Raw genomic sequence first — 23,341 nt, 5'->3', positions numbered from 1 at the left:
TTTTTTCATTCTGGTGTTCAACCAATCAGGAGTCAGAAATGAGCCAAGTCACTGTACGTTCCGTGGTCTATCAGATTGACGGCCAGCCTTATGAAGGTCGCCTGGCGTTCGACGCCGAGCACAAAGGCGCGCGTCCGGGTCTGTTGATGGCGCCGAACTGGATGGGTGTCAGCGCTGGCGCTGAAGAGATCGCCAAATCGGTGGCGGCCAAGGGTTATGTGGTGCTGATCGCTGACGTGTACGGCCAGGCGGTGCGTCCGCAGAATGCCGATCAGGCCGGTGCGGCGATGATGCCGCTGAAGGACGACCGCGCGCTGCTGCGCAAGCGTATGCAGGCCGCGTTCGAACAATTGCAGAAGCAGGGCGAGGCGGCGGTCGATACCTCGAAACTGGCGGTGTTCGGCTTCTGCTTCGGCGGTTGCTGTGCGCTGGATCTGGCCCGCACCGGTGCGCCGGTGAAAGCGGCGGTGTCGTTCCACGGCACGCTGGATTCGCCGAACCCGGCGGACGCGAAGAACATCAAGGGCTCGGTGCTGGTGCTGCACGGTGCTTCCGATCCGCTGGTGCCGAAAGAGCAGTTGCCGGCATTCGAAGACGAGATGAACGCTGCTGGTGTGGACTGGCAGTTGCTGAGCTACGGCGGCGCGGTGCACTCGTTCACCGATCCGCACGCCAATGTGCCGGGCAAGATGATGTACGACGCGAAGACCGCAGCGCGTGCGTTCAAGTCGATGCATGACTTGCTGGAAGAAGTGTTCAAGGGCTGAAGCCTAAGAGCAAAAGCCCCTCACCCTAACCCTCTCCCAGAGGGAGAGGGGACTGACCGTAAGTTTCTCGAGAGTTGCATCGACCTGAAAGTGAATCACCGAATCCATAATCGACTCGGTGTTTCAGGTCGATGTATGACATAAGACACCTCGGTCGGCTCCCTCTCCTCCTGGGAGAGGGCTGGGGTGAGGGCAGGCGGTTTAACGCGGTAATTCAATCCGCTCGACTTCCCCCGGCACCGTCGGCCAATCCGCGGCCGCCCACTTGCGCCGCGCCTCATCGATCGCCGCCGGATCGCTCGCGACAAAATTCCAGTTGATCCGCCGTGGCCCGTCCAGTGGCGCACCGCCGAACAGCACCGCGTGGCTGTCGCTTTCGGCGAACAGGCTCATCTCTTCCCCGGCCGGCAACACCACCAGCGCATGGGGTTCGACCGCTTCGCCATTCAATTGCACATCACCACTCAAGACATACAGCGCCCGCTCTTCATGCTCGGTCGGGATCAGCAGTGTGGTCGCGGTTTGCATCTTCAATTCGGCATACAGCGTAGGAGAAAGCACTGGCACCGGTGATTCCAGGCAAAAGCCTGACCCGGCGATCATGCGGATCTGCACGCCGAGGTTATCGCTGACCGGCAACGTGGAAGCCGGGTGGTGGCTGTAATGCCCCGGGCCTTGTTCGTGATCCTTGGGCGAGGCGAGCCAGATTTGCAGGCCGTGCATCTTGAAGCTTTGTTCCCATAGCGGGTCGGGCGTGCGCTCGACGTGAGCGATCGCCGTGCCGGCGGTCATCCAGCTGACATCGCCGGCGCTGACCACCTGATCCGAACCCAGGCTGTCCTTGTGCTGGATCTGCCCGTCGAACAAATACGTAAGGGTCGACAGACCGATGTGCGGATGCTGTCGGATGTTCATGCCTTTGCCCGCGGGATAAACCGTTTCGAGCATGTGGTCGAAAAACACGAAAGGCCCGACGCTGCGGCATTTGGCTGACGGCAGCGGGCGCAGAATCGGCTGCCCTTCGACGTCTTCGGCGCGCGGGCGGATGATCAGGGGTTGGGTGTCCATGGTCCATTCCAGGCTGAGCGGGTGATGCGTGGAGCATAACCCGCCGGTATCGTCGGGGTGATTACTGGCTGTCGAAGCCGACGGGGGCGTGGGTTTCGATGGTGACTTCGCTGGTGGTCATCAGTTTGTGGATCGGGCAGCGATCGGCGACGCGCAGCAGTTCTTCGCGCTGGGCATCGGTGAGCACGCCTTTGAGGGTGAGGGTCAAGTGCAGGGCGTATTTGCCTTTCTGTTCCTGGCTGTTGTCGCGTTTGACCTCAACGCCGACGCCGGTCAGCGGGATGTCCTTTTTCTTCGCGTACAGCTTCAGGGTCAGAGCCTTGCAGGCGCCGAGGGCGGCGTCGAAGTAATCGTGCGGCTCCGGAGCCGAGCCTTCGCCGCCGGCGGTCGTCGGGACGTCTGTAAACAGCTCATGCTCATCGATCTGTACGGTGTGGCGAAAACCTTCGGCGGACACAGTATTGACGGTAACGGTCATGTGAACCTCGCAAGCTGTAGGAAAAGGGATTCGATCAAAAAAGACCTTGCAGGTATAGAGCATTTCCCACACAGGCGCGTTCCACTTTCTTGCCGGGTGAACCCTCATTGCCCGGCGAGGGTCTAGGCTATGCCTGTCTGCCGGAGAATGCTTGTGTCCTTGTTTCGTTTGAGCCTTGCCTGCCTGATGGCTTTCACCGGCGCCGCCAGTGCCCGGGAATACACCTACAGTGACGCGCACCTGCATTACGTGGATTTTTTCCAGGAAACTGCCGGCATGCCGAAATTGCTCACGGCCATGAAGGAAAACTCCATTGAGCACGTGATGATTTCCGGCATTCCCGTGGCGAAGAAATGGCACGAAGACGAGCCGAAGCGCCCGCGTTATTACGCTGGCGATGATGCCGATGCCTATTGGTACAGCGCGACTGACGTGATCGTCGCCGACGCGGTGCAGAAGCTGACACCTGAGCAACGCCAGTACTTTCACCCGTTTCTTTCAGGCTTCAACCCCAACGACAAGAACTCCGCCACGCACATCCAGCGCATGCTCGATCTGTATCCCGGCTTGTGGCAGGGCATCGGCGAGGTCTTCACCCGTCACGACGACCTCACCGCACTGACCTCCGGCGATACGCCGCGTGCCAATAACGAAGCCATGACCCGCATCTATCACCTGGCCGCCGAGCACGATCTGCCGGTGATGCTGCATTCCAACATCACCTCCAAGCGTGAGAAGAATCCGCTGTACCTGAAGGAAATCGAAGAGCCGCTGCGTAATCATCCGCACAGCCGGTTTATCTGGGCGCATGCCGGCACCAGTGCTGAAATCCATCGTCATCAGACGCAGCTGGATTTTCTGCTGCCGACCCTTACCCGAATGCTGGAGGCGTATCCGAACCTGTTCATCGATCTGTCGTGGAGCCTGCTGACGCCTTATCTGCTGGACGAAAAGAGCCAGCCGCGAGCCGAGTGGGTGCAATTGGTGGAGCGCTATCCGGATCGCTTCATGATCGGTTCGGACGTGGTCGGGCGATTCAACAAACTCGGCAAGGAAATCCATGGTTTCAAGCCGTTTCTCGACGCCTTGCCTGAGGCGGTCGCGAAAAAAATCGCACGGGACAACTTCCTGGGGATATTGCCGCGAACAGCGCTCAAGTCCGGCAAAACCGCGCTGAATCGTTAATGCTCCAGGTTCGAAGTATTAAGGCCTTTTGATATCACGTTTTGGTCTTACGCAATTTTCCAAAGGGCCGATACCTTCTAGAGCAACCAGCTGCAGGGTTGATGCAGCGCTTTTGGAAGGAACCAGAGCAATGAGTATCCGTAGTCTCAATATTGCGCCCCGGGCCGGGCTGGGTTTTGGCGTGCTGGCGCTGATGGTGTTTGCCCTTGGCGCGTTCGCCCTGCTGCAGATGTCGAACATGCGCGCGCAGTCCGACGAGGTCGACAACAACTGGCTACCCAGCGTGATGGCGGTGGGCGAGATGAGTCAGGACATGCTGCGCTTGCGTGCGCTGACCATGCGCCTGTTGCTCAATCGCGATCCGCAGGCGCTGGATCAGAATGTGGCCAAGCTCAATGATTTGCGCGGTGTGCTGAGTGAAGCCCAGCAACGTTACGACATCCTGATCGTATTGCCCGAAGAGCGCGCGCTGTTCGACCGCTTCAAGGTCGCTGAACACAAGTACCTGGAGCTTCAGGCGCAGGTGATGACGTTATCTGCTCAGGGACGAGTGGAGGAGGCCGCCGCCATTCTCAACGGACAGATGAGCCCGTTGGCGGATGAGATTGCAGTGAGCCTGCGTGAGCTGGTCGAGCTGAACAAGCACAACGCCAACCTCGCCACTGAGGCCGCACGGCTGGTGTTCACCAATTCCCGGGTCTGGGTCGGGGTGATGATCGGCATCACTGCGCTGATTACCATCGCGCTGGCGTTATTGCTGACCCGCAGCATCGTGCTGCCGCTGTCGCAATCGCTCAATGTGGCGGAAGTGGTGGCCGGCGGCGATCTGACCGGGGATATCAGCATTTCCGGCAAGGACGAGCCGGCGCGGCTGCTGCACGCGCTCAAGAGCATGCAGCACAACCTGCGTGACACCATCCGCCGGATCTCGGAGTCCTCCAGTCAACTGGCTTCGGCCTCGGAGGAGTTGAGCTGCGTCACCGAAGACGCCACGCGAGGGCTGCACCAGCAGAGTCTGGAAATTGAACAGGCGGCCACGGCGGTCAATCAGATGACCGCCGCGGTGGAGGAGGTGGCGAGCAATGCCGTCGCGACTTCCGAGGCTTCCCGTGAGTCTGATCGCATTGCCCAGCATGGTCGCGAGCAGGTCCAGCAGACGGTATCGTCCATCGAGTTGCTGGCGGACGATGTCACGGCGAATGCCACGCAGGTGGAAGATCTGGCGCAGAAGGTCTACAGCATCAGCAAGGTGCTGGATGTGATCCGCTCGATTGCCGAACAGACTAATCTGCTGGCGTTGAACGCGGCGATCGAGGCTGCGCGGGCGGGGGATGCCGGGCGGGGTTTTGCGGTGGTGGCGGACGAGGTGCGGGCGCTGGCCCATCGCACTCAGCAATCGACGCAGGAGATCGAACAGATGATCGGCGGCATCCAGCAGGGCACCGATTCGGCGGTCAGCTCGATGCAACAGAGCAACGTTCGGGCGCGCTCGACCCTGGAGTTGGCGAAGGCGGCTGGCGTGGCGCTGGAGGAAATTGCTTCGGCGTTCACCTTGATCAACGAGCGCAACCTGGTGATCGCCAGTGCGTCGGAAGAGCAGGCGGCCGTGGCGCGGGAAGTTGATCGCAACCTGATGAACATCCGTGACCTGGCGATGCAGACGTCTGCAGGGGCCAATCAGACCAGCGCCGCGAGTCAGGAGTTGTCGCGGCTGGCGGTGGATCTGAACAGCATGGTCGCCAAGTTCTCGGTTTGATCAGCGTTCGGCAGGCGAAAAAAAGCCCCGCGTTTGCGGGGCTTTTCGTTGAATCAGCTGCCTTTGACCGTCTTGCCGTTGACCGTGCCGTCGAGGAGCATGATGTTGTACTCCTTGCCGTCGGTTTCGACCTGTTGCAGGCGAACCAGCAGATAATCCCAGTCCTTGGCGAACCACAGGACGGTGATGCGCTTGCTTTGTGTCGGATCGCGAACGCGCTCGACCTTGATCGCATCGATCTGGCCGGCCTTGGTTTCGACTTTTTCCGAACCCAGCACGCGGAAGTCGTAGGTATCGACTTCACCATCATCGACCACCTGATAGCTCATGCTTTTCTTGCCGGCGGCCACGTCATGCTGCAGCGCCAGTTGATAGGTGGATTTGTCGACCATGCCGCGGTTGAGCGGGATTTTCACCGCGTCGCCGCGGTCGGTGCCGGTCACCAGCTTGTTGGCCCAGTCGAAGTCCAGGTCAGCCTTTTTCGCCTTGCCCAGACCACCGCGTTCGAAGTGGTAGGACTGTGGCAGCAGGGTGTCCTTGTCCAGGGTCAGGGTGCTTTCCTCGGACAGGCTGGCAATCATCATCGAGGCCTTGAAGCTGAGCTTCCAGACGCCGTTGGCTTCCTTGGTCAGACTGCGTTCTGCAGTGCCGCTCATGGGCAACTGCTTCCAGTCGGCGGTGTAGCTGGCGGAGAACGGTTGAAGGTCTGCCGCCTGGGCAAAAGGCAGGGCGAGCAGAGCGCAAGCGAAGAGCAGGGCGCGACGCATAAAATCTCCTAGTTTCGAATCAAGTGACCGCTGGCCCCGAGTAGCTGGCCATCCAGTAAAGCACCTTGCTCGCCGAGGCTCAGCCGTCCTTCGGCGAACCAGCGTACGGCCATCGGGTAGATCAGGTGTTCCTGAACGTGAACCCGTTGCGCCAGACTTTGCGGCGAATCGTGCAACTCTACCGGTATTACTGCCTGTACGACCAGTGGTCCGCCATCGAGTTCCTCGGTGACGAAGTGCACGGAGCAGCCGTGTTCGGCGTCGCCGGCTTCCAGCGCGCGCTGATGCGTGTGTAACCCTTTGTATTTGGGAAGCAGCGACGGGTGGATATTGAGCAGGCGACCCTGGTAGTGACGGACGAAGTCAGCGCTGAGAATGCGCATGAAGCCGGCCAGTACCACGAGTTTGGGGTTGAATTCGTCGATCAGTTCGATCAGCGCGGTATCGAAGGCCTCGCGGCCCTCGAATCCCTTGTGATCCAGCGAGCGGGTGGCGATACCCGCGTCACTGGCGCGTTGCAGGCCGTAGGCGTCGGCGCGGTTGGAAATCACCGCAGCGATGCGGACCGGGCTGTCGCCGGTCCGCGTGCTGTCGATCAGGGCCTGCAAGTTACTGCCGGTGCCGGACAACAGCACCACGACATCACAGGTCTGGGACATCAGTGAGCCTTGAGGTTCTTCAGTTCGACCTGAGCCGCGCCTTCGGCAGCGACAGCGATCTGACCGATGACCCAAGGCTGCTCGCCGGCGTCACGCAGGGTGTTCAGGGCCACTTCAACGTGTTCCTGAGCCACGCAGATCACCATGCCCACGCCGCAGTTCAGCACGCGGTGCATTTCGGTTTCGTCGACGTTGCCTTTCTCTTGCAGCCAGTCGAAGACGGCCGGGCGGTTCCAACTGGCCACGTCAACCACGGCTTGAGCGCCTTTTGGCAGAACGCGCGGGATGTTGTCCAGCAGGCCGCCACCGGTGATGTGGGCCATGGCCTTGACGGCGCCAGTGTCTTTGATCAGCTTGAGCAGCGGCTTCACGTAGATGCGGGTCGGGGCCATCAGCAGTTCGGTCAGCGGCTTGCCGTCGAGCTGAACGGTTTCGATGTCGGCGCCAGATACTTCGATGATCTTGCGGATCAGCGAGTAGCCGTTGGAGTGCGGGCCGGACGATGGCAGGGCGATCAGGGCATCACCGGTGGCGACTTTCGAGCCGTCGATGATTTCGGCTTTTTCCACGACACCGACGCAGAAACCGGCCAGGTCGTAGTCTTCGCCTTCGTACATGCCAGGCATTTCAGCGGTTTCGCCGCCGACCAGCGAGCAGCCAGCCAGTTCGCAGCCTGCACCGATACCGGTGACCACAGTGGCGGCCACGTCGACGTTCAGCTTGCCGGTGGCGTAGTAGTCGAGGAAGAACAGCGGCTCGGCGCCGCACACCACCAGATCGTTGACGCACATGGCGACCAGGTCCTGGCCGATGCTGTCGTGCTTGTTCAGGTTCAGCGCCAGGCGCAGCTTGGTGCCGACGCCGTCAGTACCGGAAACCAGTACCGGCTGCTTGTAACCGGCCGGGATCTCGCAGAGGGCGCCGAAACCGCCCAGGCCGCCCATGACTTCCGGGCGCGCAGTGCGCTTGGCGACGCTCTTGATGCGTTCGACCAATGCTTCACCGGCGTCGATGTCTACACCGGCGTCCTTGTAGCTCAGGGAGGGTTGCTTGCTCATGATCCAGGCCTTTAGGGGAGGGGATTCAGGGGTAACGACCGAGTTCAGCGGGAACGCCGAATCCGACGGGGGCGATTGCCTCACGCGAAGTTCGGGGTGCCCGGCTGTTGCCGGTCTGCGAAGGCGCGCGATTTTATCAGGCTTGAGGGGCAGCGGCCATCCTCACGCCGACGGGCAGGGGCATATCGGTGGAAAAAATTTTGCAATTGACGCTGTGGGTGACATCACGGGTGCCTGTATAAGGAACCGTCTATCGTTAGGACTGTGCAAAAACTTACCGACCGCGTGTGAATGTTTTGCGACGGCCTGTGGTCACAGGCTTGCCACAACGGTGCACGCGGCCTGTTCCAGCCGCTCTTGTCGACGGGAATTCTCCATGCGTTTTTGTAAATGGCTGTTAGTAGGTGGCTTGTCTCTGATCAGCCTGGCGAGCCAGGCCGAAAATCTCAAAGGTCTTTATCAGGTGCGCGAACCGGTCACGGGTCAGTCGCCGGAGGAGCGTGATCGCGCGACCCAGGCTGCGCTGGATACGCTGGTGCTGCGGCTGACCGGCGACTCGAAAGCCCCGCAGAACCCGGGACTGGCGCCGGTTCGCAAGGATCCGCAGCAGATCATCAGTCAGTTCGGTTTCGATGCCGGGCCGCCGGAAGTGCTGAAAGTCGATTTCGATCCGGGAACCACCGAGCAGGCGTTGCGCCGCGCCGGGCTGGCGCTGTGGGGCGCCAATCGGCCCTCGATCCTGAGCTGGTGGCTGAACGATTCGACCGAGGGTTCGAGCCTTGTGGGCGACGGTCAGGCCAGCGCCGCGCCGTTGCGCCGTGCGGCCCAGCACCGTGGATTGCCTTTGCGCCTGCCGTTGGCGGACTTGAGTGAGCAATTGGTCGCCACGGCACCAACGCTCGAAGGTGCCGACCCGGCGCCGCTGCGCAACGCTTCCGAGCGCTACAACGCTGACGCCTTGCTTGCTGTGCATGCCCGCGAAGAAAGCGGGCAATGGCAGGCCAAATGGCAATTGTGGCTGGGCGACAAAAAAGAGGCGGGCAACGTGCAGGGCGCGGATCAAGCCGCGGTGGCCGATGCGGTGATGCTGGCGGTCACTGAACGTCTGGCGCCACGCTTTGTTGCCAAACCGGGCGCGTCCGGCCAGCAGACCCTGGAAGTGCAGGGCATGAATCTGGAGCACTACGCAGCGCTGCTGCGGTTACTCGAACCGTTCGGCGTGCGTCTGCAGAGTGTCGATGCCGATCGCATCCTCTATCGGGTCAACGGCAGTGCCGATCAATTGCGAGCGCAATTGTCGCTGGCGAAGTTGCAGGAACTTCCGGCCGAGGCGCCGGCTCCGGTCGCTGCGCCTCAGCCTGCGGTCGCCGGGGCGCCGCCAGTTGCTGCGCCGACGCCGACACCGGCGGCGCCGTCCTTGCGGTTCCGCTGGTAGGTTTTCTTTCTTATATATAAGCAATGGAGTGTTACATGGCCGATACGCGGCGTTGGTTCTGGCTCGGTGGGGTGCTCCTGCTTTGCGCGTTTGTCTGGTTGCTGCATCCGATCCTCACGCCGTTTCTGGTGGCGCTGTTGCTCGCGTATCTGTTCGATCCGCTCGTTGATCGTCTGGAGCGCCTGGGGTTGTCCCGCACCTGGGGTGTGATCACGGTGTTCGCCTTGTTCACCCTGATCGTCACCGCGCTGTTGCTGGTGCTGGTGCCGATGCTCGCCAAGCAATTGCTGCGGCTGTATGAGCTGGCGCCGCAAATGCTCGACTGGTTGCAACACACCGCCGTGCCGTGGGCGCAATCGAAGCTGGGGCTGTCGGACGGCTTCTGGAAGTTCGACAAGGTCAAGGCCGCGATCAGCGAACACATGGGCCAGACCACCGACATCGTCGGTGTAGTGCTGAGTCAGGCGACGGCTTCGAGCCTGGCGCTGATCGGCTGGCTGGCGAATCTGGTGCTGATCCCGGTGGTGAGCTTTTACCTGCTGCGCGACTGGGACGTGATGATGGCCAAGATCCGCGGCCTGTTGCCCCGTGATCGCGAAGAGCGCGTGGTGGCGCTGGCGGGTGAATGCCATGAGGTGCTGGGCGCGTTCGTGCGCGGGCAGTTGCTGGTGATGCTGGCCTTGGGTGTGATCTATGCGGCCGGCCTGATGATTGTCGGGTTGGAACTGGGTCTGTTGATCGGTCTGATAGCAGGGCTGGCGGCGATCGTTCCGTACATGGGGTTCGTGATCGGTATTGGCGCCGCGCTGATTGCCGGGTTGTTCCAGTTCGGTGGCGATCTGTATCCGATGATCGGAATCGTCGCGGTGTTCATGGTCGGTCAGGCGCTGGAAGGCATGGTGCTGACGCCGTTGCTGGTGGGGGACCGGATCGGTCTGCATCCGGTGGCGGTGATCTTCGCGATTCTGGCCGGTGGCGAGCTGTTCGGCTTCACCGGTGTGCTGCTGGCATTGCCGGTGGCGGCGGTGATCATGGTGCTGGTGCGACACGTTCACGATCTGTACAAGGATTCCGACATCTATAGCGGGGTGGATGAGCCGGAGTTGTAATCGTGGCGCGCGGGCTGCCTGGTGGATTGCCGGGTTGGCCCGTCTCATGCAGGCCATGGCGCCAAAGAAACTGTCATAAAACCAGCACGTTAACGCAAACCTTTGATTTTGCTTGGGGTCTGTCGCATTGTGCGCTCCGCTTCACGGGTATAAACTTCGCTCACTTTACACAGAGGCCACTAACGGTTCCTTGGGAACTGTTCAGTCAGCATGAAACCGATTCAGCTGCCCCTAGGTGTGCGTCTGCGTGACGACGCCACCTTCATCAACTACTACCCAGGCGCCAATGCCGCTGCACTCGGCTATGTCGAGCGTCTATGCGAAGCCGACGCCGGCTGGACCGAAAGCCTGATCTATCTGTGGGGCAAGCACGGGGTAGGGCGCACGCATCTGTTGCAGGCCGCGTGCCTGCGCTTCGAGCAGATGGGGGAGCCGGCGGTGTACCTGCCGCTGGCCGAGTTGATGGATCGCGGCATCGAAATTCTCGACAACCTCGAACAGTACGAACTGGTCTGTCTGGATGACTTGCAGGTGATTGCCGGCAAGGCGGACTGGGAAGAGGCGATGTTTCATTTGTTCAACCGTTTGCGCGACAGCGGTCGGCGTCTGCTGATCGCCGCATCCACTTCACCGCGTGAACTGCCGATCAAACTCGCCGACCTGAAATCACGCCTGACCCTGGCGCTGATCTTCCAGATGCGTCCTCTCTCCGATGAAGACAAATTACGTGCCCTGCAATTGCGCGCATCCCGTCGCGGTCTGCACCTGACCGACGAAGTCGGGCATTTTATTTTGACTCGCGGTACCCGCAGCATGAGCGCGCTTTTCGATCTGCTGGAGCAGCTCGATCAGGCCTCTTTGCAGGCTCAGCGCAAGCTGACCATTCCCTTCCTGAAAGAAACCCTGGGCTGGTAAAACCGGGGCTTTCAGCCGGTTTCGGCATATTTCAGGCGCCAGAAAACCCGCTTTCCTGTGGGTTGCACAGGCCGCGTCTCGATTCAAATAGGCTTAAGCGCTTAGATGTTAACGAGAAACCGGGAAGTCACAAAAAGATCGATTGAATTTGCAAATGAGGCTGATAGCGGGCATAGTCTCGGCTTCTTTACAACTATCAGCCACGGTCGTGCCCATGCTAAAGCGCTTCGCACCCCTCGTGCCTCTCGCACTCGTCACCCTGTTGTTCGGTTGCGCTGCTCATTCACCTGTTAATCAAGAGCAGCAACAACAGGCTAAAAATTCTGCCACCGCCCAGTCTTCCGTTATTTACCAGGAAGAGCTGGACACCGAAAAAGAACTGGCCGACTTCAACGGCAAGAAGCCTTACCAGCTTCCGGTTCTGGCCGACAGCATCCTCGAACGCGGCATGTCCCTGATCGGTACCCGTTACCGTTTCGGCGGTACCTCTGAAGCCGGTTTCGATTGCAGCGGTTTCATCGGCTACCTGTTCCGCGAAGAAGCCGGCATGAACCTGCCGCGCTCCACCCGCGAAATGATCAACGTTGATGCGCCGCTGGTTTCGCGCAGCAACCTCGAGCCGGGCGACCTGCTGTTCTTCGCCACCAATGGTCGTCGCGGTCGTGTAAGCCACGCCGGGATCTACCTGGGCGACAACCAGTTCATCCATTCCAGCTCTCGTCGCAGCGGCGGTGTTCGCATCGACAGCCTGGGCGACAGCTACTGGAGCAAGACCTTCATCGAAGCCAAACGCGCTTTGGCGAACGCTCCAACCGTGGTTACCGCTCGCAAGTAATCACTCGATTGTCGCCACGCTCGTGGCGACAAAGCGGCCCTTCCGAGGCAATAGACTTAAACTTTACAAGGTGAAGTTAAAGTCTTACTTGAAGTTTGCCGCGTAGCCGCTAGAATCCTGTTCTATATTGATGGCAAACCGCCTGCGTCCCAACGCAGGCGGTTTTGTTTTCTGTCGAATCGGCAGTCAAAGCCTCAGCCAGATCAGGATGTTCTGCATATGACGATGTCGGCCCGCTTTGCCTTGATGTTCTTCGCAGCGCTGCTCAGCGGCTGCGCCAGCCGCACTCCGCCACCTGCGCCGGTGGTTCGTGCTCCGATCGTGTTCGGATCCTCTCAGACCTTTTCACCCGCTGCCGAAGACGTGCTGTTCCGCGCGCTCGGGCTGGTGGGCACACCTTATCGTTGGGGTGGCAATACACCGGACTCCGGGTTTGATTGCAGCGGCCTGATCGGCTTTGTCTACCGCGATGCCGCAGGCATCAGCCTGCCGCGTTCTACCCGCGAGATGATCGTCATGCAGGCGCCGAATGTCGGCAAGGAAGGGCTGCAGACTGGCGACCTGATTTTCTTCGCCACCAATGGCGGCTCACAGGTCAGCCATGCGGGGATCTACGTCGGGGAAGGGCGCTTCGTTCATGCGCCGGCCACCGGCGGCACGGTTAAGCTGGACAGCCTGTCGAAGGCGTATTGGCAGAAAGCCTATCTGAGCGCCAAGCGCGTTTTGCAGCCAGAGCATCTGGCGCATAACCCGTAACCCAGATACATAAAAACCCGTGGGAGCTGAATGGCTCCCACGGGTTTTTTATGCCGGCAACACACTAGCGGGTCGCTGACACCCGCCACACCTTGTTACCCACGTCATCGGCTACCAGCAATCCACCTTGTTGGTCGATCACTACGCCGACCGGGCGACCCAAAGCGTTCTCGTCCTTGTCGAGGAAACCTGTCAGCACGTCCACTGGCGTTCCGCTCGGCTTGCCGGCGGCAAACGGCACAAAGATCACCTTGTAACCGCTATGCGGCTTGCGGTTCCACGAGCCGTGCTGGCCGATGAATGCGCCTTCCTTGAACTGAGCCGGCAAGCGATTGCCTTCGGCGAAGGTCAGGCCCAGTGATGCAGTGTGCGGGCCAACGGCGTAGTCGGGAGCGATGGCCTTGGCCACCATGTCCGGCCGCTGGGGTTCCACGCGCACATCAACGTGCTGGCCGTAGTAGCTGAACGGCCAGCCATAGAAACCACCGTCCTTGACCGATGTGATGTAGTCCGGCACCAGATCGCTGCCAATCTCATCGCGTTCGTTGACGGCAGTCCACAGCGCACCGCTTTGCGGCTCCCAGGCCAGGCCGTTGGGGTTGCGGATGCCCGAAGCGAAAATCCGGTGGTTGCCGGTGGCGCGATCCACTTCCCAGATCGCCGCGCGGCCTTCTTCCTGATCGAGGCCGTTTTCGCCGACGTTGCTGTTCGAGCCGACCGTCACGTACAGCTTGCTGCCGTCCTTGCTGGCGATGACGTTCTTGGTCCAGTGGTGGTTGAGCGTGCCGCCCGGCAGATCCACGACCTTGATCGGCTGGCTCTTGATTTCGGTCGCGCCGGGCTCGTAGTTGAAGCGCAGCAGGCGATCGGTATCGGCCACGTACAGATCGTTGCCGACCAGGGTCATGCCGAATGGTGAGTTGAGGTTCTGCAGGAACACCGTGCGGGTTTCGGCCACGCCGTCATGATCGGCATCGCGCAGCAGGGTGATGCGGTTCGGACTGGGCACGCCGGCACCGGCACGCCCCATGACTTTTTTCATCACCCAGCCACGAATGCCCTTGCTGTCGTCCGGTTTTGGCGGGGCGTTGGTTTCTGCCACGAGTACATCGCCGTTCGGCAGTACGTAGAGCCAGCGCGGATGATCGAGATTTTCGGCGAAAGCCGCCACCTGAGTGCCTGCCGCTGCCGTCGGCTTCGCGCCGGCCGGCCAGCCAATGGCCGGGGCGATGTTCACCGTCGGGATCAGGGTCTTGTTCGGTTCGGGCAGTTTCGGTGACGGACCGGTGCCGTCGGAGACTTGCAGGCTGGAGGATTCACCACAGGCGGCGAGCCCTCCGGCGATCATGATGACGAAAACGAACTGGGGCTTGCGCATTGCTGATCTTCCCTATGAATGCATTCCTAAACATAGAGAAGCGCACAAGCCCGATGGTTCAACCCTCAGCCGCGGGCTTCCTTGAACAGCACGGCAATGCCGGGGTGATAGTTGCCGGCTTCGCTGCGCAATTTGCGGTAGGCGTAGGGAAAGTACCAGGCGACGGCGCAGGTGTGTTCCTTTTGCAGGTCGTCGACCATGTCCTGCAACTCTTCCGGGCTGGCGCTGTGCTGGGCCTTTTGCGGGGCGACGAACAGACAACCGAGTTTCAGGTCGCTGGCGTAGCTGATGCGCTTGGCGTCGCTGGTGATATCCGCCAGGGCCTGCGTCAGATTCAGGCTGGTGACGCGCGGCCAGCGTTGGGTGGCCTGAATGAAGGCGCGATCCTCGGCGCCAGCGATAAACAGGTCGGCGCGGGCATTGCGCTCGCCTTCTTCGTTTTGTTTGCGGGTGGCGGTGTCGCGCAGAGTGACCAGTTCGGCCATCCACGCAGCGGCCGACAGCAGGCCGAGGTTGGCTTTTTCGTCGTGCCAGTAGGGCGTGTCATTGTCGCCGCGCACGGCGTTGTAGCGGTCGATACAGTCAAACCAGCGTTCCAGCACCGGGCGCAGGAATTCCAGCCGCGGATTGCTGATGATCATGCCTTGCATGGTGCTCTCCCTTGTTATTGTGATGTGCTCTCTGCAGTCAAAAAGCATGGCTCTTTGATATCACTGCTGGCAGTGTGGCACAAGATTGGCGTCAGTTAATTGATCGACGGCAGTTATTCGCCGCACAAGCCCCTCTTCAATTGACGCTCCACCCCCAACCCTCTAACCTTCGCGGCTTGTTTCAGGTGCTCTGTGGCGCATGTCGACAGAGTGAAACAGGGAAGCCGGTGAGGCGGGTCTTCAAGCGATGAACCCTCACGATCCCGGCGCTGCCCCCGCAACGGTAAATGAGTAAAAGCTGCGTCTGATGCCACTGCGTAAAAGCGGGAAGGCGCGCAGCCAGGCCAACGCCGCTCATGAGCCCGGAGACCGGCCTGATCCATCCAGCGGCATCACGGTGGGCGATGCCAGGCTTGTTGCCGTCTATTCTTGTGCCTGCCCGCCGTTATCCAGCCTCAACGGAGAGCTCCCCCATGACTGATTCCCCCGAACGCGACGAGCGCCACCTGGCGCGCATGCAGCGCAAAAAAGCCGTGATCGATGAGCGCATCGCCAATTCGCCAGACGAATGCGGCCTGGTGCTGGTGCTGACCGGCAACGGCAAAGGCAAAAGCAGCTCGGCGTTCGGTATGCTCGCCCGCGCCATGGGCCACGGCATGCAGTGCGGCGTGGTGCAGTTCATCAAGGGGCGCAACAGCACCGGTGAAGAGCTGTTCTTCCGCCGCTTCCCCGAGCAAGTGCGTTTTCATGTGATGGGCGAGGGCTTCACCTGGGAAACCCAGGACCGCCAACGCGACATCGCCGCCGCTGAGGCTGCGTGGGAAGTCTCCCGCGAACTGCTGCGTGATCCGTCGATCGGTCTGGTGGTGCTCGATGAACTGAACATCGCCCTCAAGCACGGTTACCTCGATCTGGATCAGGTACTCAGCGATCTGCAAGCGCGTCCGCCGATGCAGCACGTGATCGTCACCGGCCGCGCTGCCAAGCCGGAAATGCTCGAGATGGGCGACACCGTCACCGAAATGGGCATGATCAAGCACGCCTTCCAGGCCGGCATCAAAGCGCAGAAAGGCGTCGAACTTTGAATCAACCACGTCACTGCCCGGCGGTACTGATCGCCGCACCGGCTTCCGGTCAGGGCAAGACCACCGTCACCGCCGCGCTGGCCCGTCTGCATCGCAATCAGGGGCGCAAGGTTCGCGTATTCAAATGCGGCCCGGACTTTCTCGACCCGATGATCCTTGAGCGCGCCAGCGGTGCGCCGGTCTATCAACTGGACATGTGGATGGTCGGCGAGCAGGAAAGTCGTCGCCTGTTGTGGGAAGCCGCCGCGGAAGCCGATCTGATCCTGATCGAAGGCGTGATGGGTTTGTTTGACGGTACGCCGTCGAGCGCCGATCTGGCGCGGCATTTCGGTGTGCCGGTGCTCGGTGTGATTGACGGCACGGCCATGGCTCAGACCTTCGGCGCACTGGCCTTGGGTCTGGCGCGCTATCAGCCGGACCTGCCGTTTGCTGGCGTGCTGGCCAACCGCGTCGGCACCGTGCGTCATGCGCAATTGCTCGAAGGCAGCCTCACCGAAGGCCTGCGCTGGTACGGCGCATTGTCCCGGGAAACCGGGATCGAATTGCCAAGCCGCCATCTCGGTCTGGTGCAGGCCAGCGAACTCAATGACCTCGACCTGCGCCTCGACGCCGCCGCCGAAGCATTGGCCGGCACTTGCGAGGTAGCGCTGCCACCCGCCGTGGAGTTCGCCGCGCCAGCAATCGTTGAGACAGAAAAACTACTAGAAGGCGTACGAATTGCCGTCGCCCGCGACGAAGCCTTCGCTTTTACCTACGGCGCCAGTCTCGATCTGTTGCGGGCGATGGGCGCCGAGTTGAGTTTCTTCTCGCCGATCCGCGATACGCAATTGCCCGACGCCGACAGTCTGTATCTGCCAGGCGGTTATCCGGAATTGCACCACGTTGCCTTGTCGCAGAACGCCGACATGCTCAAAGCGATCCGCGCGCATCATGCGGCCGGCAAACCGCTGCTCGCCGAATGTGGCGGCATGCTGTACCTGCTCGACTCGCTGACCGATGTCGAAGGCACCCGCGCTGATTTGGTCGGCTTGTTGAGTGGCGACGCCGTGATGCAAAAGCGCCTCGCCGCACTGGCGCTGCAAGAGGTCGACCTGCCGGAAGGCATGCTGCGCGGCCACACCTATCACCATTCCCTGACCACCACCGAACTGACCCCGATTGCCCGTGGCCACAGCCCCAACGGCGGGCGCGGTGCCGAAGCGGTGTATCGGCAAGGCCGGATGACCGCGTCGTACGTGCATTTTTACTTCCCGTCGAATCCGTCGGCGATTGCCGCACTGTTGGTGCCATGACCGACAACGCCTTCACTGACGCCGAGCGCGAAGCGGTCTACCGCGCCATCGCCGAACGCCGCGACATGCGCCACTTCAGCGGCGGCACGGTCGAGCCTGAACTGTTGCGCCGTTTGCTTGAAGCCGCGCATCAGGCGCCGAGTGTCGGCCTGATGCAGCCGTGGCGCTTCATCCGTATCAGCGACCGCGCGCTACGGGGCCAGATCCAGAACCTTGTTGAAGAGGAGCGCGTGCGCACCGCCGAAGCCCTCGGCGAGCGCAGTGACGAATTCATGAAGCTCAAGGTCGAAGGCATCAACGACTGCGCCGAAGTGTTGGTCGCGGCGTTGATGGACGATCGCGAGCGGCATATTTTCGGTCGTCGCACGCTGCCGGAAATGGACATGGCGTCGTTGTCCTGCGCAATCCAGAATCTCTGGCTCGCCGCGCGTGCCGAAGGCCTGGGCATGGGCTGGGTGTCGCTGTTCGAGCCACAGGCGCTGGCCGATCTGCTGAAACTGCCGGCCGGGGCCAAGCCGCTGGCGGTGCTTTGCCTGGGGCCGGTCAAGGAATTCTATCCGGCGCCGATGCTGGTACTCGAAGGGTGGGCGCAGGCGCGTCCGCTCAATGAGCTGCTGTATGAAAATTTTTGGGGAGTGAGTCAATGAGTGTGGCGTTGTTGAGTGTCGCCGCGGTTGCGCTGGATGCGCTGCTGGGTGAACCGAAACGCTGGCATCCGCTGGTGGCGTTCGGCAATTTCGCCGGGCGCATCGAGCAACGTTTCAATAGCGCTGGTCGTGGCTGGCGCAGCCATGGTGTCACCGCGTGGGTGATCGCGGTGCTGCCGCTGACCCTGCTGGTCACGGCGTTTTCCTGGGCGCCGTATGTGGGCTGGGTCGTCGAGATTCTTGCGCTGTATTGCGCCCTCGGCATGCGCAGCCTGGGTGAGCACGTCGAGCCGGTGGCCAAGGCTTTGCGCGCCGATGATCTGGAGGAGGCGCGCAAGCGTGTGGGTTATCTGGTCAGCCGTCAGACCGATGAGCTGGACAGCACCGCCGTCGCCCGCGCCGCCACTGAATCGGTGCTGGAGAACGGCAGCGATGCGGTGTTCGCCGCGCTGTTCTGGTTTGCCGTGGCCGGTGCGCCGGGCGTGGTGCTCTATCGTCTGAGCAATACGCTCGACGCGATGTGGGGCTATCGCAACGAGCGCTTCGAGCGTTTCGGCTGGGCAGCGGCAAAAATCGACGACGTCCTCAACTACATTCCTGCACGGCTGGTGGCGTTGACCTACGCCTTGCTGGGCAAGACCCGACTGGCGTTGAAATGCTGGCGCACCCAGGCGCCGAAATGGGACAGCCCGAACGCCGGCCCGGTGATGGCCGCCGGGGCGGGTGCCTTGGGCGTCGAGCTGGGTGGCCCGGCGATTTACCACGGCGAGCTGCACGAGCGTCCGCAACTGGGCGAGGGCGTGCCGGCGGATGCCGATTCCATTGATCGCGGCTGGCAATTGGTCCAGCGCGGGGTATGGTTATGGCTGCTGATTCTCTGCGTGGGGGCTGAATTCTATGCTTGAGCACGGTGGCCGGTTGCGCAGGGCGGCGCTCGAATACGGCATCGCGGAAGAAGACTGGCTCGACCTGTCCACGGGTCTGGCGCCATGGCCGTTTCCGGTCCCGGAGATTCCGCTGCGGGCGTGGGCGCGCCTGCCGGAAAACGATGACGGTCTGGAGCAGGCCGCCTGCGATTATTACGGTGCCAGCCAGGTGCTGCCGGTGGCCGGTTCGCAGATGGCCATTCAACTGCTGCCGCGATTGCGTCGCGCCGGTAAGGTCGGCGTGCTCTCACCGTGTTATGCCGAGCATGCCGAAGCCTGGCGGCGCAGCGGCTATATCGTGCGCGAGGTGCTGGAGCAGGAAGTCGACTTCTTTCTCGACAGCCTCGACGTGTTGGTGGTGGTCAATCCGAACAATCCAACAGGTCTGAATCTGACCCCGGCACGTCTGCTCGACTGGCACGCACGGCTGGCCCAGCGCGGCGGCTGGCTGGTGGTCGACGAAGCGTTCATGGACAACACGCCGCAGCTGAGTCTCGCCCCGCATGCGCATCAGGTTGGGTTGATCGTGCTGCGCTCGTTCGGCAAGTTTTTCGGTCTGGCCGGTGTGCGGCTGGGCTTCGTGCTGGCCGAGCGCAAGTTGCTCAGGTTGCTGGCCGAACAGGTCGGCCCTTGGGCGGTCAGCGGACCGACGCGGGTGCTGGGTCAGGCCTGTTTGCGCGACACCGAAGGCCACACGCGTCAGCGGATTCGCAGCGACGAGGCCAGCGAACGGCTGGCTGCGTTGCTTGAGCGCCACGGCTTCAAACCGCAGAGCGGCTGCGCACTGTTTCAGTGGCTGATCACCGAACAGGCCGCCGCGTTGCACGAATTCATGGCCCGCCGCGGCATTCTTCTGCGCCTGTTCGCGCACAACAGCAGCCTGCGTTTCGGGCTGCCCGCCGATGCCGCCGACGATGCGCGCCTTGAGCAAGCCCTGCAAGCATTCGCCAAGCATTGCTCCATGGAAAAACCAGCATGACCACATTAATGGTGCAGGGCACCACCTCCGACGCCGGCAAAAGTACGCTGGTGACGGCGCTCTGCCGCTGGGCCACCCGCCAGGGCGTTGCCGTGGTGCCGTTCAAGCCGCAGAACATGGCGCTCAACAGCGCGGTGACTGCCGACGGCGGCGAGATCGGTCGCGCGCAAGCGGTGCAGGCCCAGGCGGCGTTTCTCGAACCGCACACCGACATGAACCCGGTGCTGCTCAAGCCCAACAGCGACACCGGCGCCCAGGTCATCATCCACGGCCGCGCGGTCACCAGCATGAACGCCGTCGCCTATCACGACTACAAAGCCATCGCCATGCAGGCCGTGCTCGCTTCCCACGAGCGCTTGAGCGCCGCCTATCCGCTGGTGATGGTCGAAGGTGCGGGCTCGCCAGCCGAGATCAATCTGCGCGCCGGCGACATCGCCAACATGGGCTTCGCCGAAGCGGTGGATTGCCCGGTGCTGCTGATCGCCGATATCAATCGTGGCGGCGTGTTTGCCCATCTGGTGGGCACGCTGGAACTGCTGTCGCCGAGCGAACAGGCGCGGGTCAAAGGCTTCATCATCAACCGTTTTCGCGGCGACATCGCCTTGCTGCAACCGGGCCTCGACTGGCTGGAACAGCGCACCGGCAAACCGGTGGTGGGCGTGCTGCCGTACGTGATGGACCTGCATCTGGAAGCCGAGGACGGCATCGACCAGCGCCAGACTGACAAGGCCGAGCAAGTCCTGAAAGTGGTGGTTCCGGTGCTGCCGCGCATCAGCAACCACACCGATTTCGATCCGCTGCGTCTGCATCCACAGGTGGATCTGCAATTCGTAGGGCCCGGACAAACAATTCCACCCGCCGACCTGATCATCCTGCCGGGCTCGAAAAGCGTGCGCAGTGACCTGGCGTATCTGCGCGCCAATGGTTGGGAATCGGCCATCCGCCGTCACCTTCGTTACGGCGGCAAGCTGTTGGGGATCTGCGGCGGTCTGCAAATGCTCGGCGAGCAGGTGCACGATCCGCTGGGCCTGGAAGGCGCGCCGGGCTCCAGCGCCGGTCTGGGGCTGCTGGCGTTCGAAACACAGCTCGAAGCCGAGAAACAATTGCGCAATGTGCGCGGGCGCCTGGCTCTGGAAGATGCCGAGGTCAGCGGTTATGAAATTCATGCCGGCGTGACCACGGGATCTGCGCTGAAAAATGCTGCCGTGCATCTGGACGATGGTCGTTGCGACGGCGCGCAAAGTTTCGACGGGCAGATTTTCGGCACTTACCTGCATGGCCTGTTCGAATCGCCGGCTGCCAGTGCCGCGCTGTTGCGCTGGGCCGGTCTGAACGATGTGCAGGAGGTGGATTACCACGGCTTGCGTGAACGCGATATCGAGCGGCTGGCGGATCTGGTGGAGAAGCACCTGGATACCGGGCTGTTACGTGAACTCTGTGGAATCTCCCCATGCTCCAGTTGATCCTCGGCGGCGCCCGCTCCGGCAAAAGTCGCCTGGCCGAAAAACTCGCCACTGACAGCGCACTGGCCGTCACTTACATCGCCACCAGTCAGCCACTGGACGGGGAGATGAATGAGCGCGTCGCCCATCATCGCGCCCGCCGTCCTGTCGAATGGGCGTTGATCGAAGAGCCGCTGGAACTGGCCCGTGTCCTGCGCGAAACCGCCAGCCCCGAACGTTGCCTGCTAGTGGATTGCCTGACGCTGTGGCTGACCAATCTGCTGATGCTCGACGACGCCGAACGCCTCGCCGCCGAACGCGAAGCCCTGCTCGAATGCCTGGCGTCGCTGCCGGGTGAAATCATTTTTGTCAGCAACGAGACCGGAATGGGTGTCGTGCCGCTGGGCGAATTGACTCGCCGCTACGTCGATGAAGCCGGTTGGCTGCATCAAGCTCTGGCCGAGCGTTGTCAGCGAGTCGTCCTGACGGTCGCCGGCCTGCCTCTGACTCTGAAAGGACCTGCGTTATGACCCAAGCCTGGTGGCTGAACCCGTGCAAATCGGTGGATACGGACGCCGTCGAAAACGCGGCGGCGCGTCAGCAGCAATTGACCAAACCCGCCGGCTCGCTCGGTCAGCTTGAATCGGTGGCGGTGCAACTGGCCGGATTGCAGGGCCAGGTCAAACCGACACTCGATCAGGTCTGGATTTCGATTTTTGCCGGTGACCACGGTGTTGTCGCCGAAGGGGTTTCCGCATTTCCGCAGGAGGTCACCGGGCAGATGCTGCTGAATTTCGTCAGCGGCGGCGCGGCGATCAGCGTGCTGGCGCGGCAACTCGGCGCGCAGCTGGAAGTAGTGGATCTGGGCACTGTGAACCCGTCGTTGAACTTGTCGGGCGTGCGTCACCTGAACATCGGCCCGGGCACAGCGAATTTCGCCAAGGGCGCGGCGATGACTCGGGCCCAGGGTGAACTCGCCTTGCAGGGCGGCCGTGACAGCGTGCTGCGCGCGAAGGCGGCGGGTGCGCAATTGTTCATCGGCGGCGAAATGGGCATCGGCAACACCACTGCCGCCAGTGCGCTGGCCTGTGCGCTGCTCGATTGCCCGGTGGCGCATTTGACCGGTCCTGGCACCGGGCTGAATGCCGAAGGCGTCAGCCACAAGGCGCAGGTGATCGAGCGGGCGCTGGCCCTGCACGCAGCACAGCGCGGCGATGCGTTGCAGACCCTGTTCAATCTCGGCGGCTTCGAGATTGCGGCTTTGGTCGGCGCGTATCTGGCCTGTGCGCAGGAAGGTGTGGCGGTTTTGGTGGACGGTTTTATCTGCACGGTCGCCGCGCTGGTGGCGGTGCGTCTGAATCCGGCTTGCCGTGAGTGGCTGCTGTTCGGTCACCGCGGTGCCGAGCCGGGCCATCGCCATGTGCTGGAAACCCTTGGCGCGGAGCCGCTGCTTGAACTGGGTCTGCGTCTGGGCGAGGGCAGTGGCGCGGCGCTGGCGGTGCCGTTGCTGCGTCTGGCCTGCGACCTGCACGGGCAGATGGCGACCTTCGCCGAAGCCGCCGTGGCGGACCGCCCGGCATGACCTTGCGTCTGGATCTGCTGCGCCACGGTGAAACCGAACTCGGCGGCGGCCTGCGCGGCAGCCTCGACGATGCGTTGACCGAAAAAGGCTGGGCGCAGATGCGCGAGGCGGTGAGCGGGCAGGGGCCGTGGGATCGGCTGGTCAGTTCGCCGTTGCAGCGTTGCGCGCGGTTTGCTGAAGAGTTGAGCGCGCAACGTGATCTGCCGGTGTCACTGGACAAGAATCTGCAAGAACTGCATTTCGGTGCCTGGGAAGGGCAGAGCGCGGCGGCGTTGATGGAAACCGATGCCGAGGGCCTGGGCTTGTTCTGGGCAGATCCCTATGCGTTTACCCCGCCGCAGGGTGAGCCGGTCAGCGACTTTTCGGCGCGGGTGCTGGCGGCGGTGATGCGACTGCACGCGGCGCACGCGGGTGAGCGGGTGTTGCTGGTCAGTCATGGCGGCGTCATGCGTCTGTTGCTGGCGCAGGCCCGTGGCTTGCCCCGTGAACAACTGCTGAATGTCGAAGTCGCTCACGGCGCGCTGTTTTCGCTGATCGTCGAGGCCGACGGTTCGCTCAGGGAAGTGCTCTGA

Annotated in this window: 24 protein-coding genes and 1 riboswitch; of the genes, 17 read left to right on the top strand and 7 right to left on the bottom strand. The window is 62.0% G+C overall.

The genetic code is table 11. The features are described 5' to 3' along the window. Positions 1-38: 38 nt before the first annotated feature. Positions 39-767 carry a dienelactone hydrolase family protein gene (locus C1X29_RS22820; RefSeq protein WP_085747076.1) on the top strand — a complete coding sequence of 243 codons (729 nt, stop codon included), beginning with the start codon at positions 39-41 and terminating at the stop codon, positions 765-767. 201 nt (positions 768-968) lie between these two features. Here the strand turns inward: C1X29_RS22820 and C1X29_RS22815 are convergent, their stop codons facing one another. Continuing rightward, positions 969-1,835, bottom strand: coding sequence for a pirin family protein (locus tag C1X29_RS22815; protein WP_102718428.1), 867 nt, complete (start codon positions 1,833-1,835; stop codon positions 969-971). A gap of 61 nt (positions 1,836-1,896) precedes the next feature. Next, on the bottom strand, positions 1,897-2,313 hold the full coding sequence (locus C1X29_RS22810; RefSeq protein ID WP_102718427.1) for an OsmC family protein: 417 nt from the start codon (positions 2,311-2,313) through the stop codon (positions 1,897-1,899). A gap of 153 nt (positions 2,314-2,466) precedes the next feature. On the opposite strand from C1X29_RS22810, the gene C1X29_RS22805 reads away from it, so the two are divergent. Next, complete coding sequence (locus tag C1X29_RS22805; protein WP_173940211.1) at positions 2,467-3,498, top strand: amidohydrolase family protein; 1,032 nt, start codon at positions 2,467-2,469, stop codon at positions 3,496-3,498. A gap of 130 nt (positions 3,499-3,628) precedes the next feature. Next, entirely contained in the window at positions 3,629-5,254 is a 1,626-nt protein-coding gene (locus C1X29_RS22800) for a methyl-accepting chemotaxis protein (RefSeq protein WP_102718425.1), read from the top strand. A gap of 53 nt (positions 5,255-5,307) precedes the next feature. Here the strand turns inward: C1X29_RS22800 and C1X29_RS22795 are convergent, their stop codons facing one another. The 3 genes from C1X29_RS22795 to purM are packed head-to-tail and all read right to left on the bottom strand — an operon-like array spanning position 5,308 to position 7,738. Further along, a complete protein-coding gene (locus tag C1X29_RS22795; protein ID WP_085747072.1) occupies positions 5,308-6,021 on the bottom strand; it encodes a DUF3108 domain-containing protein in 714 nt (237 codons plus the stop codon). Between the two features lie 8 nt (positions 6,022-6,029). Then, entirely contained in the window at positions 6,030-6,680 is a 651-nt protein-coding gene (purN, locus tag C1X29_RS22790; RefSeq protein ID WP_085608847.1) for a phosphoribosylglycinamide formyltransferase, read from the bottom strand. Further along, positions 6,680-7,738, bottom strand: a complete 1,059-nt coding sequence (gene purM, locus C1X29_RS22785; RefSeq protein ID WP_007950393.1) for a phosphoribosylformylglycinamidine cyclo-ligase — start codon at positions 7,736-7,738, stop codon at positions 6,680-6,682. Before purM ends, purN begins: the two co-directional genes overlap by 1 nt. Before the next feature lie 376 nt (positions 7,739-8,114). Between purM and C1X29_RS22780 the strand changes: the two genes are divergently transcribed. The 5 genes from C1X29_RS22780 (at position 8,115) to C1X29_RS22760 (ending at position 12,788) form a co-directional block, all read left to right on the top strand. Continuing rightward, positions 8,115-9,173: a DUF2066 domain-containing protein gene (locus tag C1X29_RS22780; RefSeq protein WP_102718424.1), complete on the top strand. Its 1,059-nt coding sequence runs from the start codon at positions 8,115-8,117 to the stop codon at positions 9,171-9,173. Positions 9,174-9,208: 35 nt separating this feature from the next. Further along, on the top strand, positions 9,209-10,282 hold the full coding sequence (locus tag C1X29_RS22775) for an AI-2E family transporter (protein WP_007950395.1): 1,074 nt from the start codon (positions 9,209-9,211) through the stop codon (positions 10,280-10,282). A 210-nt stretch (positions 10,283-10,492) separates the two neighbouring features. Further along, on the top strand, positions 10,493-11,197 hold the full coding sequence (gene hda / locus C1X29_RS22770; RefSeq protein WP_007950396.1) for a DnaA regulatory inactivator Hda: 705 nt from the start codon (positions 10,493-10,495) through the stop codon (positions 11,195-11,197). Between the two features lie 214 nt (positions 11,198-11,411). Beyond that, entirely contained in the window at positions 11,412-12,032 is a 621-nt protein-coding gene (locus C1X29_RS22765; protein ID WP_007950397.1) for a C40 family peptidase, read from the top strand. Between the two features lie 219 nt (positions 12,033-12,251). Continuing rightward, the gene (locus C1X29_RS22760) at positions 12,252-12,788 is read left to right on the top strand and encodes a C40 family peptidase (protein ID WP_102718423.1); all 537 of its coding nucleotides are present in this window, start codon (positions 12,252-12,254) and stop codon (positions 12,786-12,788) included. A gap of 64 nt (positions 12,789-12,852) precedes the next feature. Here the strand turns inward: C1X29_RS22760 and C1X29_RS22755 are convergent, their stop codons facing one another. After that, complete coding sequence (locus tag C1X29_RS22755) at positions 12,853-14,166, bottom strand: sorbosone dehydrogenase family protein (RefSeq protein WP_102718422.1); 1,314 nt, start codon at positions 14,164-14,166, stop codon at positions 12,853-12,855. A gap of 65 nt (positions 14,167-14,231) precedes the next feature. Then, positions 14,232-14,816 carry a hypothetical protein gene (locus C1X29_RS22750; RefSeq protein WP_039769816.1) on the bottom strand — a complete coding sequence of 195 codons (585 nt, stop codon included), beginning with the start codon at positions 14,814-14,816 and terminating at the stop codon, positions 14,232-14,234. Between the two features lie 166 nt (positions 14,817-14,982). Then, positions 14,983-15,209, top strand: a riboswitch (cobalamin riboswitch). An 80-nt stretch (positions 15,210-15,289) separates the two neighbouring features. Between C1X29_RS22750 and cobO the strand changes: the two genes are divergently transcribed. From cobO to cobC, 9 genes are read left to right on the top strand one after another with little or no spacing between them, the layout of a single operon-like run. Then, entirely contained in the window at positions 15,290-15,901 is a 612-nt protein-coding gene (cobO, locus tag C1X29_RS22745; protein ID WP_064378669.1) for a cob(I)yrinic acid a,c-diamide adenosyltransferase, read from the top strand. After that, positions 15,898-17,193, top strand: a complete 1,296-nt coding sequence (locus C1X29_RS22740) for a cobyrinate a,c-diamide synthase (RefSeq protein ID WP_102718421.1) — start codon at positions 15,898-15,900, stop codon at positions 17,191-17,193. Before cobO ends, C1X29_RS22740 begins: the two co-directional genes overlap by 4 nt. After that, entirely contained in the window at positions 17,190-17,840 is a 651-nt protein-coding gene (gene bluB / locus C1X29_RS22735; RefSeq protein ID WP_085747066.1) for a 5,6-dimethylbenzimidazole synthase, read from the top strand. Before C1X29_RS22740 ends, bluB begins: the two co-directional genes overlap by 4 nt. Continuing rightward, positions 17,837-18,745, top strand: a complete 909-nt coding sequence (cbiB, locus tag C1X29_RS22730) for an adenosylcobinamide-phosphate synthase CbiB (RefSeq protein ID WP_102687980.1) — start codon at positions 17,837-17,839, stop codon at positions 18,743-18,745. The genes bluB and cbiB overlap by 4 nt, the downstream gene beginning before the upstream one ends. Further along, entirely contained in the window at positions 18,738-19,745 is a 1,008-nt protein-coding gene (cobD, locus tag C1X29_RS22725; protein ID WP_102718420.1) for a threonine-phosphate decarboxylase CobD, read from the top strand. Before cbiB ends, cobD begins: the two co-directional genes overlap by 8 nt. Further along, positions 19,742-21,208 carry a cobyric acid synthase gene (locus C1X29_RS22720; protein ID WP_102718419.1) on the top strand — a complete coding sequence of 489 codons (1,467 nt, stop codon included), beginning with the start codon at positions 19,742-19,744 and terminating at the stop codon, positions 21,206-21,208. Before cobD ends, C1X29_RS22720 begins: the two co-directional genes overlap by 4 nt. Continuing rightward, positions 21,196-21,717 (top strand): bifunctional adenosylcobinamide kinase/adenosylcobinamide-phosphate guanylyltransferase, encoded by a 522-nt coding sequence (gene cobU, locus C1X29_RS22715; RefSeq protein ID WP_102718418.1) that lies wholly within the window; start codon positions 21,196-21,198, stop codon positions 21,715-21,717. Before C1X29_RS22720 ends, cobU begins: the two co-directional genes overlap by 13 nt. Then, positions 21,714-22,769 carry a nicotinate-nucleotide--dimethylbenzimidazole phosphoribosyltransferase gene (cobT, locus tag C1X29_RS22710; protein WP_102718417.1) on the top strand — a complete coding sequence of 352 codons (1,056 nt, stop codon included), beginning with the start codon at positions 21,714-21,716 and terminating at the stop codon, positions 22,767-22,769. The genes cobU and cobT overlap by 4 nt, the downstream gene beginning before the upstream one ends. Then, complete coding sequence (gene cobC / locus C1X29_RS22705) at positions 22,766-23,341, top strand: alpha-ribazole phosphatase family protein (RefSeq protein ID WP_102687984.1); 576 nt, start codon at positions 22,766-22,768, stop codon at positions 23,339-23,341. Before cobT ends, cobC begins: the two co-directional genes overlap by 4 nt.

It is taken from the genome of Pseudomonas sp. GW456-12-10-14-LB2 (assembly GCF_002884345.1).
Classification (GTDB): domain Bacteria; phylum Pseudomonadota; class Gammaproteobacteria; order Pseudomonadales; family Pseudomonadaceae; genus Aquipseudomonas; species Aquipseudomonas paraglycinae.
The sequence above is the reverse complement of the archived record's forward strand: the minus strand, read 5'-3'. Positions and strand labels throughout refer to the sequence as shown.

What these genes read in the sequence shown, in the direction of transcription:
- purM (WP_007950393.1), bottom strand. Translation starts at nt 7,738, where the DNA reads ATGAGCAAGCAACCCTCCCTGAGCTACAAGGACGCCGGTGTAGACATC.
- C1X29_RS22810 (WP_102718427.1), bottom strand. Translation starts at nt 2,313, where the DNA reads ATGACCGTTACCGTCAATACTGTGTCCGCCGAAGGTTTTCGCCACACC.
- C1X29_RS22755 (WP_102718422.1), bottom strand. Translation starts at nt 14,166, where the DNA reads ATGCGCAAGCCCCAGTTCGTTTTCGTCATCATGATCGCCGGAGGGCTC.
- C1X29_RS22720 (WP_102718419.1), top strand. Translation starts at nt 19,742, where the DNA reads ATGACCACATTAATGGTGCAGGGCACCACCTCCGACGCCGGCAAAAGT.
- C1X29_RS22765 (WP_007950397.1), top strand. Translation starts at nt 11,412, where the DNA reads ATGCTAAAGCGCTTCGCACCCCTCGTGCCTCTCGCACTCGTCACCCTG.
- cobT (WP_102718417.1), top strand. Translation starts at nt 21,714, where the DNA reads ATGACCCAAGCCTGGTGGCTGAACCCGTGCAAATCGGTGGATACGGAC.
- cbiB (WP_102687980.1), top strand. Translation starts at nt 17,837, where the DNA reads ATGAGTGTGGCGTTGTTGAGTGTCGCCGCGGTTGCGCTGGATGCGCTG.
- C1X29_RS22815 (WP_102718428.1), bottom strand. Translation starts at nt 1,835, where the DNA reads ATGGACACCCAACCCCTGATCATCCGCCCGCGCGCCGAAGACGTCGAA.
- cobD (WP_102718420.1), top strand. Translation starts at nt 18,738, where the DNA reads ATGCTTGAGCACGGTGGCCGGTTGCGCAGGGCGGCGCTCGAATACGGC.
- cobU (WP_102718418.1), top strand. Translation starts at nt 21,196, where the DNA reads ATGCTCCAGTTGATCCTCGGCGGCGCCCGCTCCGGCAAAAGTCGCCTG.
- purN (WP_085608847.1), bottom strand. Translation starts at nt 6,680, where the DNA reads ATGTCCCAGACCTGTGATGTCGTGGTGCTGTTGTCCGGCACCGGCAGT.
- C1X29_RS22800 (WP_102718425.1), top strand. Translation starts at nt 3,629, where the DNA reads ATGAGTATCCGTAGTCTCAATATTGCGCCCCGGGCCGGGCTGGGTTTT.
- C1X29_RS22775 (WP_007950395.1), top strand. Translation starts at nt 9,209, where the DNA reads ATGGCCGATACGCGGCGTTGGTTCTGGCTCGGTGGGGTGCTCCTGCTT.
- C1X29_RS22780 (WP_102718424.1), top strand. Translation starts at nt 8,115, where the DNA reads ATGCGTTTTTGTAAATGGCTGTTAGTAGGTGGCTTGTCTCTGATCAGC.
- C1X29_RS22820 (WP_085747076.1), top strand. Translation starts at nt 39, where the DNA reads ATGAGCCAAGTCACTGTACGTTCCGTGGTCTATCAGATTGACGGCCAG.
- C1X29_RS22760 (WP_102718423.1), top strand. Translation starts at nt 12,252, where the DNA reads ATGACGATGTCGGCCCGCTTTGCCTTGATGTTCTTCGCAGCGCTGCTC.
- C1X29_RS22750 (WP_039769816.1), bottom strand. Translation starts at nt 14,816, where the DNA reads ATGCAAGGCATGATCATCAGCAATCCGCGGCTGGAATTCCTGCGCCCG.
- hda (WP_007950396.1), top strand. Translation starts at nt 10,493, where the DNA reads ATGAAACCGATTCAGCTGCCCCTAGGTGTGCGTCTGCGTGACGACGCC.
- C1X29_RS22795 (WP_085747072.1), bottom strand. Translation starts at nt 6,021, where the DNA reads ATGCGTCGCGCCCTGCTCTTCGCTTGCGCTCTGCTCGCCCTGCCTTTT.
- cobC (WP_102687984.1), top strand. Translation starts at nt 22,766, where the DNA reads ATGACCTTGCGTCTGGATCTGCTGCGCCACGGTGAAACCGAACTCGGC.
- bluB (WP_085747066.1), top strand. Translation starts at nt 17,190, where the DNA reads ATGACCGACAACGCCTTCACTGACGCCGAGCGCGAAGCGGTCTACCGC.
- cobO (WP_064378669.1), top strand. Translation starts at nt 15,290, where the DNA reads ATGACTGATTCCCCCGAACGCGACGAGCGCCACCTGGCGCGCATGCAG.